The sequence below is a fragment of the Kitasatospora sp. NPDC057198 genome, assembly GCF_042670125.1.
Classification (GTDB): domain Bacteria; phylum Actinomycetota; class Actinomycetes; order Streptomycetales; family Streptomycetaceae; genus Kitasatospora.
Window position 1 is genome coordinate 1 of sequence record NZ_JBHUWH010000149.1, and the last position, 16,291, is coordinate 16,291.

The window sequence follows — 16,291 nt, forward strand, 5'->3', positions numbered from 1 at the left end:
GGGTGCGGGGGCGGAGGGCGCGCGGGAGGGCCGGCCGTCGCGGGAGGTCGCGGTGGACGGGTTCGCGGGGGACGTCTCGGCGGTGCCGGTCCGGCCGTCGGCGGCGATGCTGGAGCTGGCGGGGCTGTCGCTCGCGGACGGCCCGAAGCGGCGCGGCAAGCTGCTGCGCGAGCGGGTGCCGCTGGAGTCGCACGGGCGGCTGGTGCTCTCGGCGTCCCGTCCCGAGGTGGTCGCGGCGGTGGAGTCGGCGAACGCGGGCCGGCTGCCGCACCTGGTGCCGCTGCGGGTGGGGCGGATGGCGGCCTCTCCGTTCGCGTTCCTGCGCGGTTCGGCCGGCCTGATGGCGCACGACCTGGCGACCACCCCGGTCAGCGGGATCGCGGCGCAGCTGTGCGGGGACGCGCACGCCGCCAACTTCGGCCTGTACGGGGACGCCAGGGGCCGGCTGGCGCTGGACCTGAACGACTTCGACGAGACGGTGTCGGGCCCGTGGGAGTGGGACCTGAAGCGTTTGGCGGCCAGCCTGGTGCTGGCCGGGCGGCAGGCGGGCGCGGACGAAGTCGCCTGCCGGCAGGCGGCGTTCGACGCGGCGGCGACCTACCGGCGGACGGTGCGGCAGCTGGCGAAGCTCCCGGCGCTGGACGCCTGGAACGCCTGGGACGCCATCGCGGAGCACCAGTTGGTGGAGTTCGCGGGCGCGCACGAGTTGAGCGGGCTGCTGGCGGCCGTCTCGGCGAAGGCGCTGCGCAACACCGGGGCGAAGTTCGCGGCCCGCTCCACCGTCCGTACCGAGGACGGGGGTTGGCGGTTCGTCGCGGCGCCGCCGATCCTCAGTGAGGTGACGGACCGTCAGGCCGAGCTGGTGGCGGGCGCGTTGGCGTCCTACCGGCACACCGTCCCGGCGGAGCTGCACCCGCTGCTGGCCCGGTTCCGGGTGCAGGACGTGGCGTTCCGGGTGGTGGGCACCGGCAGCGTCGGCACCCGCTCGTACGTGGTGCTGCTGACCGACCGCAGGGGCGGGCCGCTGGTGCTGCAGGTGAAGGAGGCCCGGGAGTCGGTGCTGCTGCCGCACCTGGTGCGGGCCGGGTTCCCGGTGCCGGACGGGGGCGGGCACGAGGGGCGCCGGGTGGTGCTCGGGCAGAAGCGCATGCAGGTGGTGTCGGACCCGCTGATGGGCTGGACCAGCGTCGCCGGACTGCCGTACCAGGTACGGCAGTTCCGCAACCGCAAGGGCAGCGTCGACCCGGCCGCGCTGACCCCCGCCCAGCTCGACGACTACGGCCGGCTGACCGGCGCGCTGCTGGCCCGCGCGCACGCCCACACCGCGGACGCGGCGCTGATCGCCGGCTACTGCGGCAAGGACGACCGGCTGGAGGACGCCGTGGCCCGCTTCGCGGTCGCCTACGCCGACCAGTCGGAGGCCGACCACGCGGCGCTGCTGGCCGCGGTCCGCACCGGCCGCCTCGCCGCGGAGCCCGCGCCGGGCAGCTGAGGAGGCATCCCGCGCCGCCCCGGCCGGGGGCGTCCGCTCCGCACCGTTCTCGCCGTCCTGGTTGCGGTTCCGTCTCCGTTCCGCCACACCGGCGCGGCGGATGACCGGCTGCTGCCACATTGGTGCCCGAAGTCGGCGGCCGAAGTCGGCGGCCGGAGACGACGGTTCGGACGGGAGATCGACGATGGTTGCGGGGGACGGGGTCGGATTGGCCGAGGCCGTGGTCGACGGACTGCTGCGGCCGGACGGGGCCGCCGGGGCGGCCCTGGACGCGGAGGCGGTGGCCCGGGTGCGCCACGAACTGCACCGCCTGCCGCGCTGGCAGCAGGTGCTGGAGGCCGCCGAGGGGGCACCGCAGGACGCCGCGGCCCGGGCCGCGCTCACCGGGGCCGTGGACGAGGTGCTCGGCTTCAACTCGGTGCTGGAGCAGTCGCTGCGCACGAGCGGCGCCGGGGCCGGGGCTGGGTCCGGGGCCGGGGCTGCGCCCTCCTTCGCGAAGGCGGCCGCGCCGGCCGCGCCCGCCGCTCCCCCGGGGCCGCCCGCCCCGCCGTCCGCGGCCCCGGTGCCTCCGCCCGCGCCTCCCACGCCGCCCGCACCGCCCGCGCCGCCCGGCCTGCCCGGTGCTCCGGCCTACCCCGGGCTGCCGCCCGTCGATCCGGCGGTGCTGGCCAAGCGCAAGCGGATCGCCCTGGGGGTGGGCGCGGTCGTGGTGGTGGGCGGTCTGATCCTGCTGGGCACGCAGCTGTTCGGCGGCGACGACGTCCCGACCCTGCCCGGTTCGGTGGAGGGCGAGACGCTCCGGGCCAGTTCGGTGCGGGGCGACATCCCGAACTGGGGGGAAATGAGCGGCGCCATGGCCATGATGGGCGTGCGGGAGCCGCAGGCCGCGATGTACGGCTCGGTTCCGGAGGTCGAGGCCGACGACTCGATCAACGGCAGCGACCGCAAGGAGCGCTGGAGCGTGATCATCGCCAAGTCCAGCCCGGCGTTCCGGAGCCGGCTGCCGTCCATGGCCGAATCCGGCGGGAGCGGCCAGCCGCACCTCGTCGACTCGGGCCTCGGCGGGACGATGTACTGCGACTCCTACGACCCGGACGACAGCCCGCGCACCCGGGCCTCCGAGGAGATCACCTGCCTGTGGGCCGACGACGAGTACATGATCTCCGTGACGGGCACCGGCGTCGACGAGAGCCTCCCGGCCAAGATCCTGGTACGCGTCCACGCCGGCCACGAGCACTGACGACCCCCGGGGCCGCCGGCCGGGCGGGCACGGCCACGGCCGGGAGCGTCCCCGGCCGGCAGGCACGGTCGCGGCCGGAGTCGCGCACAATGGTGTGGTGCGCATACGTGAGGTCCGTACCGGGGAACTGCCGCTGCTCCAGGAGATCGAGCGGGCGGCGGGTGAGTGCTTCCGCGAGGTCGGGATGGCCGCCGTCGCGGACGACGAGCCGTTCTCCGTCGCGGAGTTGACGGCGTTCCTGGCGGCCGGTCTGGCCTGGGCGGCGGTGGACGGCGCCGACCGCCCGGTCGCCTACCTGGTCGCCGAGCGGATCGACGGCGCGCTGCACGTCGAGCAGGTCTCGGTGCACCCCGCGCACGCCCGCCGGGGTGTCGGGCGGGCCCTGCTGGAGCACCTCGCCGGGCTGGCCCGGTCCGAGGGCCTGCCCGCCCTGACGCTGACCACCTTCGCCGACGTCCCGTGGAACGCCCCGTACTACGCCCGCTGCGGTTTCCGCCCGGTGCCGGACGACGCCCTCGGGCCGGGCCTGCGCGAGGTCCGCGCCCGCGAGGCGGCGCACGGGCTGGACCGGTGGCCGCGCCTGGTGATGCGCCGCGAACTCCGGGCTTGACCCGGTCGGGAACCCTGGCCGCCGTCGTCCCGACCGACGGCCCGCCAGGAGCACGGGCGCGGGAGGCCCCGCCGGTCGGGGCGGTTCCGGGAGGCGGCCGGTCCGAGCCCCGCCGATCCGGGCAGCTCGGCCCGCGGCCGGGTCAGGCGCCGGCCGCCGGGGGCGGCAGTTCGATCACCACCTTGCCGAAGGCCGCGCCGCCGGCGTAGTGCCGGAAGGCGTCCACGGCCTGCGCGAAGGGGAAGACCCGATCGATCACCGGGCGGATCCGGTGCCGCTCGAGGATCCCGTTGAGTTCACGGAACTGTGCGCGGCTGCCGACCGCGACCGGCCGCAGGACCGCGCCGGAGGCGAAGAGCCGCCGGGCGTCGATCGGCGGGGCGGTCTCGGAGACGAAGCCGACCATCGCGATGTGGCCGCCGAGGGTGACGGCGCGCACCGACTCGTCGAGCCTGCCGGCCACGTCGACCACCCGGTTCGCGCCGGCGCCGCCGGTGGCGTCGCGGACGGCGGCGGGCCAGTCCGGTTCGGCGCGGTAGTCGATCACGTGGTCCGCCCCGAGCGCGGCCAGCCGCGCCGCCTTGGCCGGGCTGCTGGTGGTGGCGATCACCCGGGCGCCGAGCGCCCGCGCGAGTTGCAGGGCGAACAGCGAGACCCCGCCCGACCCCTGGGTGACCACGCTGTGGCCGGGGCGCAGTCCGCCGTCGCCGGTCAGGGCGTTCCACGCCGTCACGGCGACGCAGGGCAGGGTCGCCGCCTCGGCGTAGGAGAGATGCGCGGGCACCGGGACCAGCGCGTGTTCGTCGAGCAGGGCGTACTCGGTGAGCAGTCCGTCCAGCGTGCCGCCGAGCTGCGGCAGGTGCTGCGGGCCGAAGGGTCCGTCCTGCCAGCTCGGGAAGAGCGAGGCTGTCACCCGGTCACCGACCCGAACGGTGCCGACGTCGGGTCCGAGCGCGACGACCTCGCCCGCGCCCTCCGCGACGGGGACGACGCCGGGGCGGACGGGGAGCACGTACCGGCCGTCGAGGACCAGCAGGTCGCGGTAGCTGGGCGAGACGGCCCGGACCGCGACCAGGACCTGGCCCGGTCCGGGGGCGGGCACGGGGTGCTCGCGCAGGGTGAGGCCGTCGAGGCCGGCGCCGCTGTCGGCGTGGTAGCTGCGCATCCGCGCGGGGGCCTTCACGCGGCGTCCGTGGCGAGCGGGAGTGCGCCGGACTTGGTGAAGCCGAGGGCCTCGACGATCCGGCCGTCGGCGATCCGCATCAGGTTGACGCCGCTGACCTGGCCGTCGGGGCCGGTGCCGAAGTGGTACCGCCAGCGGATGGTGGCCCGCTCCCCCATCACCACGACCTCGCCGGGCTCGAAGCGGGTGGCGCGGTCGGCGGCGAGCGTCCGCCAGAAGGCGAGGCAGTCGGCGCGCCCGGTGACCCGGGTGCCGTCGGGTGCGGGCTGGACGGACTCCATCACGCAGTCCTCGGCGACCAGGTCGTCGAGCAGGTCGGGGTCGTGGCGGACGAAGGCGAGGTTGAAGCGGTCGATCACGTCCGAGGTGGTGCGAGATGACACGGGGGCTCCAATAGATAGAACGGTCGGTCTATCGCTGCTGGCCGTGAATATATAGACCGGTTGATCTACCGGTCAACCGCTGGCACCCTGGAACCCATGAGCACCCGCGCCGAACCCGGCCCCCGCCAGCGCCTCCTCGACACCGCCCAGGAGCTGACGTACCGCCACGGCATGGGCGTCGGCGTGGACGCGCTCCTCAAGGGCGCGGGCGTCGCCCGCCGGTCGCTGTACGAGCACTTCGGCGGCAAGGACGGCCTGATCACCGAAGTGCTGCGGCGCAGTGCCGCCGAGGACCGGGCCCGCTACCGGCAGACCATGGACGCCGCGGGCGACGACCCGCGCGCCCGGCTGCTGGCGGTCTTCGACCGGATCGGCGAGATCCTCACCCGGGACGACTACCGCGGCTGCCGCTACCTCGCCGCCGACCTCGCCCTCACCGATCCCGAACACCCCGGCCACGCCGTCACCCGCGAGTACCGGGAGCACGTCGCCGCCCTGTTCGCCACCGAACTCGCCCGCCTGGGCCACCCCCGGCCCGCCGCCGGCGGCGACCAACTGCTGCTGCTGGTCGACGGCGCGCTCGCCGCCGGTGCGACCCGCCCCGCGACCAACCCGGCAGCCGCCGCGAAGGAACTCGCCGAACAGGTCATCGGCCGGGCACCCGACGCCTGAGCTTGGCTTTTATCCACGCACGTCACTCGACCTGCTGATCTGCGGTTCTTCCCGGGACAGCAGAGACGGCCGTTCTCCACGCTTCGAGGTGTCGAGTCACGAAGCACGAGAGAACGGCCGCTGTGTATGAGTCTGCCTGCCGATGTGCCCGCTGGCGATGCTTTGGGTGTCCTGTCCCGCTTTCGGGTCGAGTTCTACGAGTGCCTTTACGCCCGCGCGGATGTGCTCTTCGAGCTCACGGACGCGGTGCTGTGTGCGGAGGGGCCGGTCAGGACGCCGGTCGAGCTGTCGTTGGCGGCCGAGCACCGGCGCGGGCACGGTGCACTGCACCGGGGGCTGGACCGGGGCTGGGCCGAGCCCGCCCGACTGCGCAAGGTCCTGGCCGGCCTGCCGCTGCCGCGGGCGGCCGACGGGCGGATCGTGCTGGCCGTGGACGTGAGCAACTGGCTCCGCCCCGACGCCCCGACGCCCCGACAAGCGACGAGCGGCTGTTCTGCCATGTCTACGGACGCGGGGACCGCAGCCGGGACCAGTTCGTTCCGGGCCGGCCGTACTCCTTCGTCGCCACGCTGGAATCCGGCCGCACCTCCTGGGTCGCACTGCTGGATGCCGTGCGCCCGGGGCCGGCCGACGACGCCACCGCCGTCCAACTGCGTGACATCGTCGAAAGGTTGATCCAGGCCGGACACTGGGAGCCGGGCAACCCGGAGATCCTGATCGTGATGGACTCCGGCTACGACGTCGCCTACCTCTCCCACGCCCTGGCCGATCTTCCGGTGGTGCTGGTCGGACGCCTGCGCTCGGACCGCGTCATGCTCCGCGACACTGGGCCCGCCCGCTCTGGCCCGAGAGGCGGCCGACCCCGCAAGCACGGTGGTGTCCTGACCCTCGCAAGGCCCGACACCTGGCACCAGCCCGACGTCACCACGGTCACGGACACCACCCGCTACGGCAAGGTCGGGGCGATCGCCTGGGACCGCATGCACCCCAGACTCGCCCACCGCGGCCCCTGGCTGGAGCAAACGGAGGAGGAACTGCCCGTCCTGCACGGCACGTTGGTGCGGCTGCAGGTCGAGCGCCTGCCGGGCGACCGCAATCCGAAACCGGTCTGGCTGTGGTGCTCGGCCACCGGCACCACCGGCGCGGACATGGACCGCTGGTGGCGGCCGTTCCTCCACCGCTTCGACCTGGAGCACACCTTCCGGCTGATGAAGCAGACCCTCGGCTGGACCGCCCCGAAGATCCGCCATGCCGACACCGCCGACCTGCGGACCTGGCTGGTCCTCGCCGCCCACACCCAGCTTCGCCTCGCCCAACCCTTCGCAGAAGACCTGCGCCGCCCCTGGGAGCGACCGGCGACCGAACCCCGCCGTCTCACCCCCGCCCGCGTCCGCCGGGGGTTCGCAACGTCCGTGCGGCAGCGGCCTGCCCGGCAGCCGCGCCAAAACCGTCCCGACCGGGCCCGGGACGGCCTCCCGGCTCGAAGAACAAGCGCAGGGCCCAACGTCAGGACGTCGGCAAGACAGTCGAACGCGCCGAGTCGATCAAGGAACACCAACCGCCGAGGTTAAACGTCAAGCTGAGTACTCGTACGGATACCACGTGTCGCTGCGTGACCGTATGATCGCCGCTTGTATCACCGACCAAGAGGGATCAGTGAGCGAACAGATCAGCGTGGATCCGGCCGAGCTGAGGGCGTCGGCTGCGGCCGCGCGGAGCATCGGCGAGGAACTGCGACAGCCGGCCGCCGCAGCGACCGACTCCAGCCGCTCGACCGCGGGCGAGTTGGCGGGCTGGTCGGTAGGGAAGGAGCTGCAGAGTCTCGCGGAGGGGTGGGCCCCGACGCTCGGCAGGCTCTCCGAGCGCCTGGACACCACCGCCTCGGCCCTGGAGGCCGGCGCGCAGGGACACGAGTGGAACAACGACGCCATTGCCGAGATGTGGCAGAGGCAAGGGCAGCGGTGAGCGGGGACTTCATGCTGCTGCGGCGCTTCGATGCCACCGGGCTGCGCGAGAGCGCTGGGAGGTGGCGCCGGCTGTCGGTGGCGTCGGAGGAGTTCAACGGCCAGCACCGGCACCGGGTCAGCGGGCCGCTGCGGGGGCACTGGCAGGGCAAGGACGCCGACAGCGCGTTCTTCACGATGGAGGCGAACGAGCAGAAGCTGGAAGTCGTGCGGGTGGAGGCCGAGTCGGTGGCGCTGGTACTGGACACCGTCGCCGACCGGATGGAGCAGGCCAGGACGAACCTGTCCAACGCCCTCCAGCGGGCCGACGAGTGGCACCTGCCGGTGGCCGACGACGGAACGGTTGGTCTGCCGCCGCAGGCCGAACCGGACCGCCACGCCCCGGACGCCCGCGAGGAGCGGCAGGGTCAGGTCCAACTGCGCGACCAGGTCCAGGACCGCATCAACGCCGCGCTCACCGCCGCCCGCGAGGCCGGCGACCAGGGCGCCCACGCACTCGGACGGCTCAGCGCCGGCGTCCTCACCCAGATCCGGATGGACGGAGCGGCGAGCGAGTCGGCGAAGGACGTCCAGGACGTCGCCAAGGACCTCGGCCTCGCCGCCCCCTACGTCCAGGAGAACAAGGACCCCGAGCAGAGCGCCGAGTGGTGGAAGTCCCTGACGCCCGAACAGCAGCAGAGCTGCCTCACCTTGCACCCCGAGGAGATCGGCCGCCTCGACGGCCTGCCCGCCACGGTGCGGGACCAGGCCAACCGCCTCGTCGTGGAGCAGCAGCTCGACATGCTGAAGGCCGGAACTCCCACGGGGAACACCACCTACGACGATACGACGCACCCGAGGTCAGCGGTAGCGTCATGACCCCCGGCCGCGCCGAGGACGGAGCCGAGGACATGCGCCGCTTCACCGACGGCCTGCGTGCCGCCGAAGGGGACCACCGCAGCCACCTGACCGTCATCGGGCACAGCTACGGCACCACCGCCGTCGGGGCCGCCGCGGCTGGTGGCCAGGGCCTGCAGGCTGACGACATCGTCGCCATCGCCAGCCCCGGCATGGACACCGACAGCGTCGGGAACCTCCACATCGACCCCGACCACTTCTGGGCCGGCACCGCAGCCGACGACAACATCAGCCTCGTCACCGGGACGACCCTCGGCCCCGACCCCACCCTCGGTGCATTCGGAGGGCAGACCCTCGCCATCGACACCCACGGGCACAGCGGCTACTGGGACCCCGACAGCCAGAGCCTGAACAACCAGGGAAAGATCATCGCCGGACTGCCGCCGAGTACCGTCGACAACCGCAGGGACGAGCCTCCCGCCATCGTGCCCGGACTCTGACACCTGAACGCCGTCCCCGAAGGAGGCGCTTCGATGCACCCACCGAGCAGACCTGCCAGGCACCGCATCCTGGCGGGCGCCGCCGCCCTGTCCCTGTCACTTCTCCTGGGAGCCTGCATGAACAGCCCCGACCCGAACGAGCCGCTGCCCGTCATGGCCAAGAGCGACGCCCAGGCATGGGCGCAGAAGATGACCGAGTACATGGCCCAGGCCGCCGGCATCACCCTGGACGCGGACAGCATCACGCCCTTCTTCAGCAACTGCGAGGGCAAGAACGGCGAAGTCGCCGACGACGGCCGCTACACCCTCGCTTACGACGTCACCAGCGTTCTTTCCCGTCCTCAGCACCTCGACGCCATCCGCAAGATCAAGGCGAGCCTCGAGAAGGACGGCTTCACCGTCACCAGCTACCGCGAGACGTGGCAGGACCAGCCCAACGTGCTCCTGTACGCCAAGCACGACGAGGGCCGCTACTTCATCGACGTCAGCAGCGGTGCCGCCAGTGACCGCCTCACCCTCAGTGTCGCCACCCGCTGCCTCATGCCGCCCTCCGCATCCTCCACAGCACGGCAGTAGTGAACAGACGGGCTGCACCATAGCCGCACATCCGCCGCCACCAGCGAGGACGGCCTGGCCCTCACGCTCGTCGACGTGAGGGCCAGTGCCGCATCAGGCAACGTTCGCCTCGCTGATGAAGCACGGAGAAGTAAATCTGTGGGGTGGTGCAGGGGAATCTGCCACGATCATCGGATGGGTGCATTGGATGCAGTGGCAGACAGGGTTGCCGACGGGGCCACCGTGACGTTCCGGCCCAGCGGCTCCTCGATGGTCCCGCTGATACGTAGCCGGCAGCAGGTGATCGTTGCCCCAGCCGACCCGTCGAAGCTGGAGGTCGGAGACATCGTCCTCGCGCGTGTCGCCGGGACGGTCTACTTGCACTTGGTGTCGTCCGTGGACCTCGCCAGGAAGCGGGTGCAGATCAGCAACAACCGTGGCCGCGTCAACGGCTGGACCAGCCACGATCGCGTCTTCGGTATCTGTGTGGCAGTCGACGGCGTCACCCGGTCCGGAGCCGAAGGCAAGGCGCTCGCGGTAGTCGACTCCGACGGTTCCTCCCGAACCTGACACTTTCGGCGGCATCGGGCGGCCAAGCCGTGCGGGTGGCAGAACGAGTGCGTGTTCGCGAGATCGATGACGACGAGGGCCGGCTGCTGCGGATCGTCCGCAGGGGCACCGGATCGGTGGTCACCTGGCGGCGGGCCCAGATGGTGTTGCTGTCCGCCCAGGGCATGCAGGTGGCGAAGATCGCCGAGGTGACATCCACCAGCACGGACCGGGTCCGGGACGTGGTCCACAACTTCAACGCCGACGGCTTCGACTCGCTCTACCCGAAGTACGAGGGCGGACGGCCGAGGACGTTCACCTTCCCGGAGCGCCGCGAGATCAAGAAGATTGCGAAGTCCGAGCCGGCCGACTTCCCGGTCGCCGAGGGGGTGGTCGACGACACCAGCCACGAGGGCCTGCGCATCCTGCTCCGCGAGGAGGGCGTCTCCTTTCAACGCGTGAAGACCTGGAAGACCTCCCGCGACCCCGACCACGCGGCCAAGAAGGCCGGGTCGAGCACCTCTACGCGATCGCCGACGGCGATGTCATACCCGAGGAAGGCGAGCCCGAAGTCGTCTGCTGCATGGACGAGTTCGGCCCGCTCAACCTCCAACCCCACCCCGGTCGACAGTGGGCCGAGCGCGGCGGAAAGCACAAGGACCCCGACCGTGGGCCCAGGTCCCGACAACGGGCGACCTACGCCCGCCCACACGGCGTCCGGCACCTGTTCGCCGCCTACGACCTCGGCAAGAACCAGCTCTACGGGCACGTCAAGAAGACCAAGAACCGCTCCACGTTCCTGGCATTCTGCCGCTACCTGCGCTCGCTGCACCCGTTGGCCGTGCGCATCGCGATCGTGGCCGACAACTACTCGCCCCACCTGACCACCAAGCGGTGCCAACGGGTCGGGACCTGGGCCGTGTACTGACCACGGAGGTTGGTGACGGGGTTCACGGTGTGATGATCTTGAAATGAGTGAGGGCCTTCTGGCTCGGTGGGGATTGCGACATCTGCACCGGCGACCAGAAAGGCCCTCATGCCACACCGTAACGCACCGCAGCCCGAACCGGACCCCGACCCGCACCGAGCGGCGGATCATCAAGGTCCGCGTCCTGCGCCGCTGGGGACCGGCCCGCATCGCCTACCTGCTGAAGCTCAACCCCGCCACCGTCCACCGGGTCCTGACCCGCTACAAACTCGCCCGGCCGACACACCTCGACCGGGCCACCGGACGGCCGGTACGACGCTACGAGCACCACGCGCCCGGCGAGCTGGTGCACGTCGACATCAAGAAACTCGGCAACATCCCCGACGGCGGCGGCCACAAGACCCTGGGCCCCCAGGCCGGCCGCAGAACACGTTCCGGCGTCGGCTACAGCTACCTGCACAATGCCGTCGACGACCACTCCCGCCTGGCCTACAGCAAGATCCTGCCCGACGAACGCAAGGAGACCGCAGCCGCGTTCTGGACCCGGGCGAACGACTTCTTCGCCCGGGCCGGTATCACCGTCCAGCGGGTCATGACCGACAACCGAGCGTGCTACAAGTCCCACCCCTGGCACGACGTGCTGGCCCAGGCCGGGATCGCCCACAAGCGAACCCGGCCCTACCGGCCGCAGAGCAACGGCAAGGTCGAACGCTTCAACCGCACCCTCCTCGAGGAATGGGCCTACGCCAAGCCCTACCGCACCGAGCAAGAACGCCGCGACGCCTACCCCGCCTGGCTCCACACCTACAATCACCACCGCGGACACACCGCACTCGCAGGCAACCCACCCGCCAGCCGCATCCCCAACCTCACAGGACAGAACAGCTAGCCTGTGCGCCGTGGACCGTACTCCCGAACTGCTGACCTGCCCCGACTGCGGGCAACCACTGAGGAGCCTGGGCCTGGTCCTCTCTCTCCGTGACGAGGACCAGCAGCGCGTGTGCCGACATGCCTGGAAGTGCCCGGCGGGTCACATCTGGTGGCGCTGGGCAGACCGGCCCGCGGAGCCTCTGGAATTGTGTCCCTACCCTCAGCTCTTCCGGCGATGACGACTACCCGCTGGCTGGCCCCTGCCCGCGGCCTTGGACTCACGAGCTCAGGGCTGGTGTCGGTCAGATCTTGAGGGGCGCTGGTCGCACGGGAGTCTCGATCGGGTGAGTGCGACCGGCGCCGTGCATGAAAGCAGGGCCTCTTGGTAGCTCAAAGGGTTTCTACGCCAAAAAGCTGTCCAGGAGGCCATGTTGACGCAGCTCTACGACATCACTGGGGCGTCACCGACCGCGACGCGGGCCGGACACTGCCGGCCCGGCTACGGGAGCGGCACTGGCGCATCATGCTGGTGTGGGCACGGACTGCGGCTACACCGGACGCCTGGTCGACGTCACCCGTGACATCCTCGCCATCGCGCTGTCGGTGGTCGGACGCACCGACGACACCACGGGCTTCGTGGTGCTGCCCAAGAGGTGGCCGGTGGAGCGGACGTTCGCGTGGCTGATGCGCTCGCATCGCCTGGCCCGCGACTACGAGGCCCGCACCGACACCGCGGAGGCGATGATCCGCTGGTCGATGACCATGGTCATGAACCGCCGCCTCGCCCGGCGGCCACGCTGAACAACCCCGGACGGCCCTCAGTCAGCCGGCCCCGCGCGGCCAGCCGCTTCGCCTTTGACCGCACCCCCTCGACCTTCGCCGGAACCGCCTCCAGACCGAGCGCCACCGCCAGCTGCCGACAGTCCATCGCCTCCCCGCCCGACCCGCTCTCGCCGGCCAGGACATCCACGAGCCGACGGTAGTCCGACGCCAGCACACCGACATCGAGGCCGTCCCTCCACACCGGCACGACCGAACCCGGCACAGCCGCAGCGGTCCGCACCGGCCGTTCGCCTGCCTTCACGACCGGCGGAACCTCATCGACTCCCCGGGGTTCCGCCAGGACCTCGGCCACCGTCTCACGGGCAATCACGAACCGCTCCCGCACTGCCTCCGCCTCCCGCAGCTCGGTCTGAAGGGCTTCCACCCGCCGCCGGGCAGCCCGTTCACGCTCCTCCAGCAACCCCGTCACGGACGGCATCCCAGCACCTCACCAAAGAGACGACACGACACCCCGTCCCTGCCGCCGAAACACCGCCCCTATGCCTGACCAGCGGAAATGCGCCCGTCACTCTCGGAAAGACAACGGCTTCCAACGCCCGATTGTGGGAGCCGTCGACTGCCGCGCGGGAGAAGTCCAAGGCGTTCGCGCTGCGGAGCTCGGCGAGGAGCACCTCGTGCAGCCGGGGCCACAAAACAGCAGCCTCGGTCGACTCGGCCAAGCGGCGCCAGCAGGTCATGCCCGACCCGAAGCCGAGCTCTTGCGGAAGGTGTTCCCAGGAGATCCCGGTGTGCAGGACGAACAGGATGCCCTGGAACACCAACCGGTCCGGACGCCGCTTGCGCCCAGGGTGCCGGGTCCGTCGCTCGACCCTGGGCAGCAGCGGCTCGATCACCGCCCACAGCTCGCCGTCGACTTCCCACAGCTTCGGCCGCGCCACCGCACACCTCCGGATCAGCGCTCCCAGAGCGATCCAACCACCTAGAAGATCATTTCGTTAGGGGTTCTAAGCCTGTCCCCGACCCCACCGGTGATCATGGCGACGGCCCCGGTGCCGACGGCGCGGGTCGCGGGGCCGGCGCCCCGGTACGACGGCGGGCTGGGTGCGCGGCCGCCTCAACGGGCTCTGCCAGCACGGGACTTCGTCGCCCGGCGGGAACCGGACCGGCGCAGGCGGTACCCGACCCGCTCCGGCACGGAGGGCACCGCCTGCGAGTTCGCCCACCGGCAGCACACGCACACCGCCGTCCCTGTCCGTACCACCGGACGTCTCGGCCGGCGGCCTTCCGGAGCCGCCCGCGCCCGCGTTCCCGGCGGGCTGTCAGCAGACACGGCGGCGGCCGGGGTCCCCGACCCGGAGAAGCCCGGAGCCCATCCGGGGCCCCGGGGGCCGCCGTGCGGCACAAGTCCGAGCAGCCGCGCCCGGCAACCCGCCGGACGCCCCGCTACCGCTCGGCCGGCTCGCCGCCGTCCGGGCCGGGCGGTCCGGGCCCCTGCCCGCCGTCGCCGCCGCCCGACGCCTCCCCCGGCTGCCGACAACCGACCCGCCCCCACCGCGTCCCCACCGCGCCGAAGAAAACGCCTGGCCAGGGGCGCCGCCCACCCGGCATGATCACCGGTATGTCCGACACCCTGCTCCTCGCGCCCCGGATCAACGAGACCGGCCTGCAACTGCGCACCGCCGCCGGGCGGCGCGGCCTGCGGGCGTTCACCGCCGCCTCCTGGCGCGCGCCGCGCGAGCTGGCCGGGACGCCGGTCCACCTGTACGGCGGGCCGCTGTTCGCCGACGCGGTCGGGCGGGAGCTGGGGATCGCCCCGCTGGAGCCCGCCGACGGCTGGCTGGCCGCGCTGCCGCGTCAAGCGACCGGTCGCCGGGTCGAGTTGACCACTCTCACCGAGGCGCGCGGGCGCTCGGGCCCGGCCTTCGTGAAGGCCCCGGCCGACAAGCACTTCGCCGCCGGGGTGTACCGGGACGGCGCCGCCCTGCCGGGGCCCGAGCTGCTGGACGGCGCCACGCCGGTGCTGGTCAGCGAGGTGGTCCGGTTCACCTCCGAGTACCGCCTGTTCGTCCTGGACGGCACGGTGCGCACCGCCTCCCGCTACGCCCTGGACGGCGAACTCGCCGTCGCCGGAGTCGAGTTGGAGTTGGAGCCGGGCAGCGCCGACCTGCTGGCGTTCGCCGCCGACGTGCTGGCCGCGTCCACCGGCCCGGCCGCGCTGCCGAGCGCCGCCGTGGTCGACCTCGGCCGCACCGAGTCGGGCTGGGCCGTCGTGGAGGCCAACGCGGCCTGGGCGAGCGGCGGTTACGCCTGCGCCCCGGACGCCGTGCTGGACGTGGTGCTGCGCGCGGCCGGTCCGCTCGGCGACCTGCGGCCCGCCGACCGGCCGTTCCTGCGCGCGCTGCCCGAGGTCGTCGGCTGAGCCGCCCCGCCCGCACCGCACCACCCCGCACCACCCCGCCCGCACCTCACCTCCCCGACCCCGCCCGCACCGTCGTCCGTGGAAATCCCGTGCGCCCGGCGTCCGGTGCGGGTGAGGATGGGCGGCATGAGTTCTTCCCACCTCACCCACATCATCGAGCCGCCGGGCGTCGCGCCGGGCACGGGCTACACGCAGGTGGTCACCGGCACGGGCCGGCTGGTCCAGGTCTCCGGGCAGGTCGCCTTCGACGAGCACGGTGAACTGGTCGGTCCGGGCGATCCGGAGGCCCAGGCCAGGCAGGTGTTCGAGAACCTGCGGCACTGCCTGGCGGCGGCGGGAGCCGGGTTCCCGGACGTCGTGAAGTTCACCGTCTTCGTCACCGACGTGGCGTACCTGCCCGCCGTCCGCAAGGCCCGCGACGAGCACGTGGACACCGCGCGGCCCCCGGCGAGTTCGGCCGTCCAGGTCGCGGCGCTGTTCCGGCCCGACGTGCTGATCGAGATCGAGGCGCTGGCCGTGGTCGCCGGGCCGGCCGACCGCACCTCCTGAACCGATCGCACCAACGCCCGCCCTTCGAACGGCAGTTGGATTCCCGCGCCGGGGTGTCGGTGGCTGGTTTGCGTCCTGCGCGCGGGCCGGACGGTCGCATACGGTCGGAGGTGAGGGGCCGCCGCCCGGCGGTGGTCCCGGCCCTGCAGGTGTCTCACCAAGGGGGACCGATGACCATCGACCCGGCCACCGACCCGCGCACCACCCCGCCCGCCGCGCACCCGACGGCACCGGAGGCGCAGGAGGCACCGGAGGCGCAGGCCGCGCCGCTGGTGCCGCTGCACTGCCTGCTGCGCTCCGAGGCCGGCCCGCCCCGGCAGGCCGTGCTGCCGACCGGGACGCCGGTGTGGGTGCTGACCCGGCACGCGGACGTCCGGCAGGCGCTCGCCCACCCGGACCTGGGCCGGGCCTCGCTGTACGCGCCGGACGCCCCGCCGACCGTGCTGACGCCGAACATCCTGGACGACCCGTCCTCGATCCTGAACAGCGACGGGGCCGAGCACCAGGCGATCCGCCGCACCGTCCAACGCGCTTTCACGCCACGGGCGGTCGAGCGCTGGCGGCCCTGGGTGGACGGGGTGGTGCGCGAACTGGTGGACGACCTGGTGGCGTCCGGTTCGCCCGCCGAGGCGGTCGGGGCGCTCACCAGGCCGCTGCCGGTACGGGTGATCAGCCGGCTGATGGCGCTCGAGGGCCTGGACACCGAGCGGCTGGGCCGCTGGAGCGACCACGCGCTGTCGACCACGGCGTACAGCGC

General features: G+C 72.7%; 15 protein-coding genes and 5 pseudogenes. 16 read left to right on the forward strand and 4 right to left on the reverse strand.

Translation table 11 applies throughout. The annotated features are described in order from the left end of the window. The 3 genes from ACFUEL_RS18570 to ACFUEL_RS18580 all read left to right on the forward strand — a co-directional run. Positions 1-1,492: DUF2252 domain-containing protein (locus ACFUEL_RS18570; RefSeq protein WP_380237406.1), on the forward strand; the 1,492-nt coding region annotated here is incomplete at its 5' end. A gap of 184 nt (positions 1,493-1,676) precedes the next feature. Next, positions 1,677-2,732: a hypothetical protein gene (locus ACFUEL_RS18575; protein WP_380237407.1), complete on the forward strand. Its 1,056-nt coding sequence runs from the start codon at positions 1,677-1,679 to the stop codon at positions 2,730-2,732. Between the two features lie 97 nt (positions 2,733-2,829). Then, positions 2,830-3,342: a GNAT family N-acetyltransferase gene (locus ACFUEL_RS18580; protein WP_380237408.1), complete on the forward strand. Its 513-nt coding sequence runs from the start codon at positions 2,830-2,832 to the stop codon at positions 3,340-3,342. 142 nt (positions 3,343-3,484) lie between these two features. Here the strand turns inward: ACFUEL_RS18580 and ACFUEL_RS18585 are convergent, their stop codons facing one another. Then, complete coding sequence (locus ACFUEL_RS18585) at positions 3,485-4,525, reverse strand: NAD(P)-dependent alcohol dehydrogenase (RefSeq protein WP_380237409.1); 1,041 nt, start codon at positions 4,523-4,525, stop codon at positions 3,485-3,487. Continuing rightward, a complete protein-coding gene (locus ACFUEL_RS18590; protein ID WP_380237410.1) occupies positions 4,522-4,908 on the reverse strand; it encodes a nuclear transport factor 2 family protein in 387 nt (128 codons plus the stop codon). Before ACFUEL_RS18590 ends, ACFUEL_RS18585 begins: the two co-directional genes overlap by 4 nt. A gap of 96 nt (positions 4,909-5,004) precedes the next feature. Between ACFUEL_RS18590 and ACFUEL_RS18595 the strand changes: the two genes are divergently transcribed. The 10 genes and pseudogenes from ACFUEL_RS18595 (at position 5,005) to ACFUEL_RS18640 (ending at position 12,584) form a co-directional block, all read left to right on the forward strand. Then, positions 5,005-5,580 (forward strand): TetR/AcrR family transcriptional regulator, encoded by a 576-nt coding sequence (locus ACFUEL_RS18595; protein WP_380237412.1) that lies wholly within the window; start codon positions 5,005-5,007, stop codon positions 5,578-5,580. Positions 5,581-5,706: 126 nt separating this feature from the next. Further along, positions 5,707-7,204: pseudogene (locus tag ACFUEL_RS18600) on the forward strand (NF041680 family putative transposase). Between the two features lie 32 nt (positions 7,205-7,236). Beyond that, positions 7,237-7,545: a hypothetical protein gene (locus ACFUEL_RS18605; RefSeq protein WP_380237413.1), complete on the forward strand. Its 309-nt coding sequence runs from the start codon at positions 7,237-7,239 to the stop codon at positions 7,543-7,545. After that, on the forward strand, positions 7,542-8,402 hold the full coding sequence (locus tag ACFUEL_RS18610) for a hypothetical protein (protein ID WP_380237414.1): 861 nt from the start codon (positions 7,542-7,544) through the stop codon (positions 8,400-8,402). Before ACFUEL_RS18605 ends, ACFUEL_RS18610 begins: the two co-directional genes overlap by 4 nt. After that, positions 8,399-8,881 carry an alpha/beta hydrolase gene (locus ACFUEL_RS18615; RefSeq protein WP_380237415.1) on the forward strand — a complete coding sequence of 161 codons (483 nt, stop codon included), beginning with the start codon at positions 8,399-8,401 and terminating at the stop codon, positions 8,879-8,881. The genes ACFUEL_RS18610 and ACFUEL_RS18615 overlap by 4 nt, the downstream gene beginning before the upstream one ends. 117 nt (positions 8,882-8,998) lie before the next feature. Then, complete coding sequence (locus ACFUEL_RS18620; RefSeq protein WP_380237416.1) at positions 8,999-9,457, forward strand: hypothetical protein; 459 nt, start codon at positions 8,999-9,001, stop codon at positions 9,455-9,457. Between the two features lie 174 nt (positions 9,458-9,631). Further along, positions 9,632-10,006 (forward strand): S26 family signal peptidase, encoded by a 375-nt coding sequence (locus ACFUEL_RS18625; RefSeq protein ID WP_380237417.1) that lies wholly within the window; start codon positions 9,632-9,634, stop codon positions 10,004-10,006. 35 nt (positions 10,007-10,041) lie between these two features. Further along, a pseudogene (locus ACFUEL_RS18630) lies at positions 10,042-10,904 on the forward strand (helix-turn-helix domain-containing protein); the annotation flags it as partial. Between the two features lie 70 nt (positions 10,905-10,974). Further along, positions 10,975-11,802: pseudogene (locus ACFUEL_RS18635) on the forward strand (IS481 family transposase); the annotation flags it as partial. A 512-nt stretch (positions 11,803-12,314) separates the two neighbouring features. Continuing rightward, a complete protein-coding gene (locus tag ACFUEL_RS18640) occupies positions 12,315-12,584 on the forward strand; it encodes a transposase (RefSeq protein ID WP_380237418.1) in 270 nt (89 codons plus the stop codon). Here ACFUEL_RS18640 and ACFUEL_RS18645 read toward each other — a convergent pair. Then, positions 12,550-13,044 (reverse strand): hypothetical protein, encoded by a 495-nt coding sequence (locus tag ACFUEL_RS18645; protein WP_380237419.1) that lies wholly within the window; start codon positions 13,042-13,044, stop codon positions 12,550-12,552. The two genes, ACFUEL_RS18640 and ACFUEL_RS18645, sit on opposite strands and share 35 nt — an antisense overlap. Positions 13,045-13,066: 22 nt before the next feature. Beyond that, a pseudogene (locus ACFUEL_RS18650) lies at positions 13,067-13,504 on the reverse strand (transposase); the annotation flags it as partial. A gap of 680 nt (positions 13,505-14,184) precedes the next feature. Between ACFUEL_RS18650 and ACFUEL_RS18655 the strand changes: the two are divergent. From ACFUEL_RS18655 to ACFUEL_RS18665, 3 genes and pseudogenes are all read left to right on the forward strand, one after another. Further along, complete coding sequence (locus tag ACFUEL_RS18655) at positions 14,185-14,985, forward strand: ATP-grasp domain-containing protein (RefSeq protein WP_380237420.1); 801 nt, start codon at positions 14,185-14,187, stop codon at positions 14,983-14,985. 126 nt (positions 14,986-15,111) lie between these two features. Further along, on the forward strand, positions 15,112-15,534 hold the full coding sequence (locus ACFUEL_RS18660) for a RidA family protein (protein ID WP_380237421.1): 423 nt from the start codon (positions 15,112-15,114) through the stop codon (positions 15,532-15,534). Between the two features lie 170 nt (positions 15,535-15,704). Beyond that, positions 15,705-16,291 (forward strand): annotated as a pseudogene (locus ACFUEL_RS18665) (cytochrome P450); the annotation flags it as partial.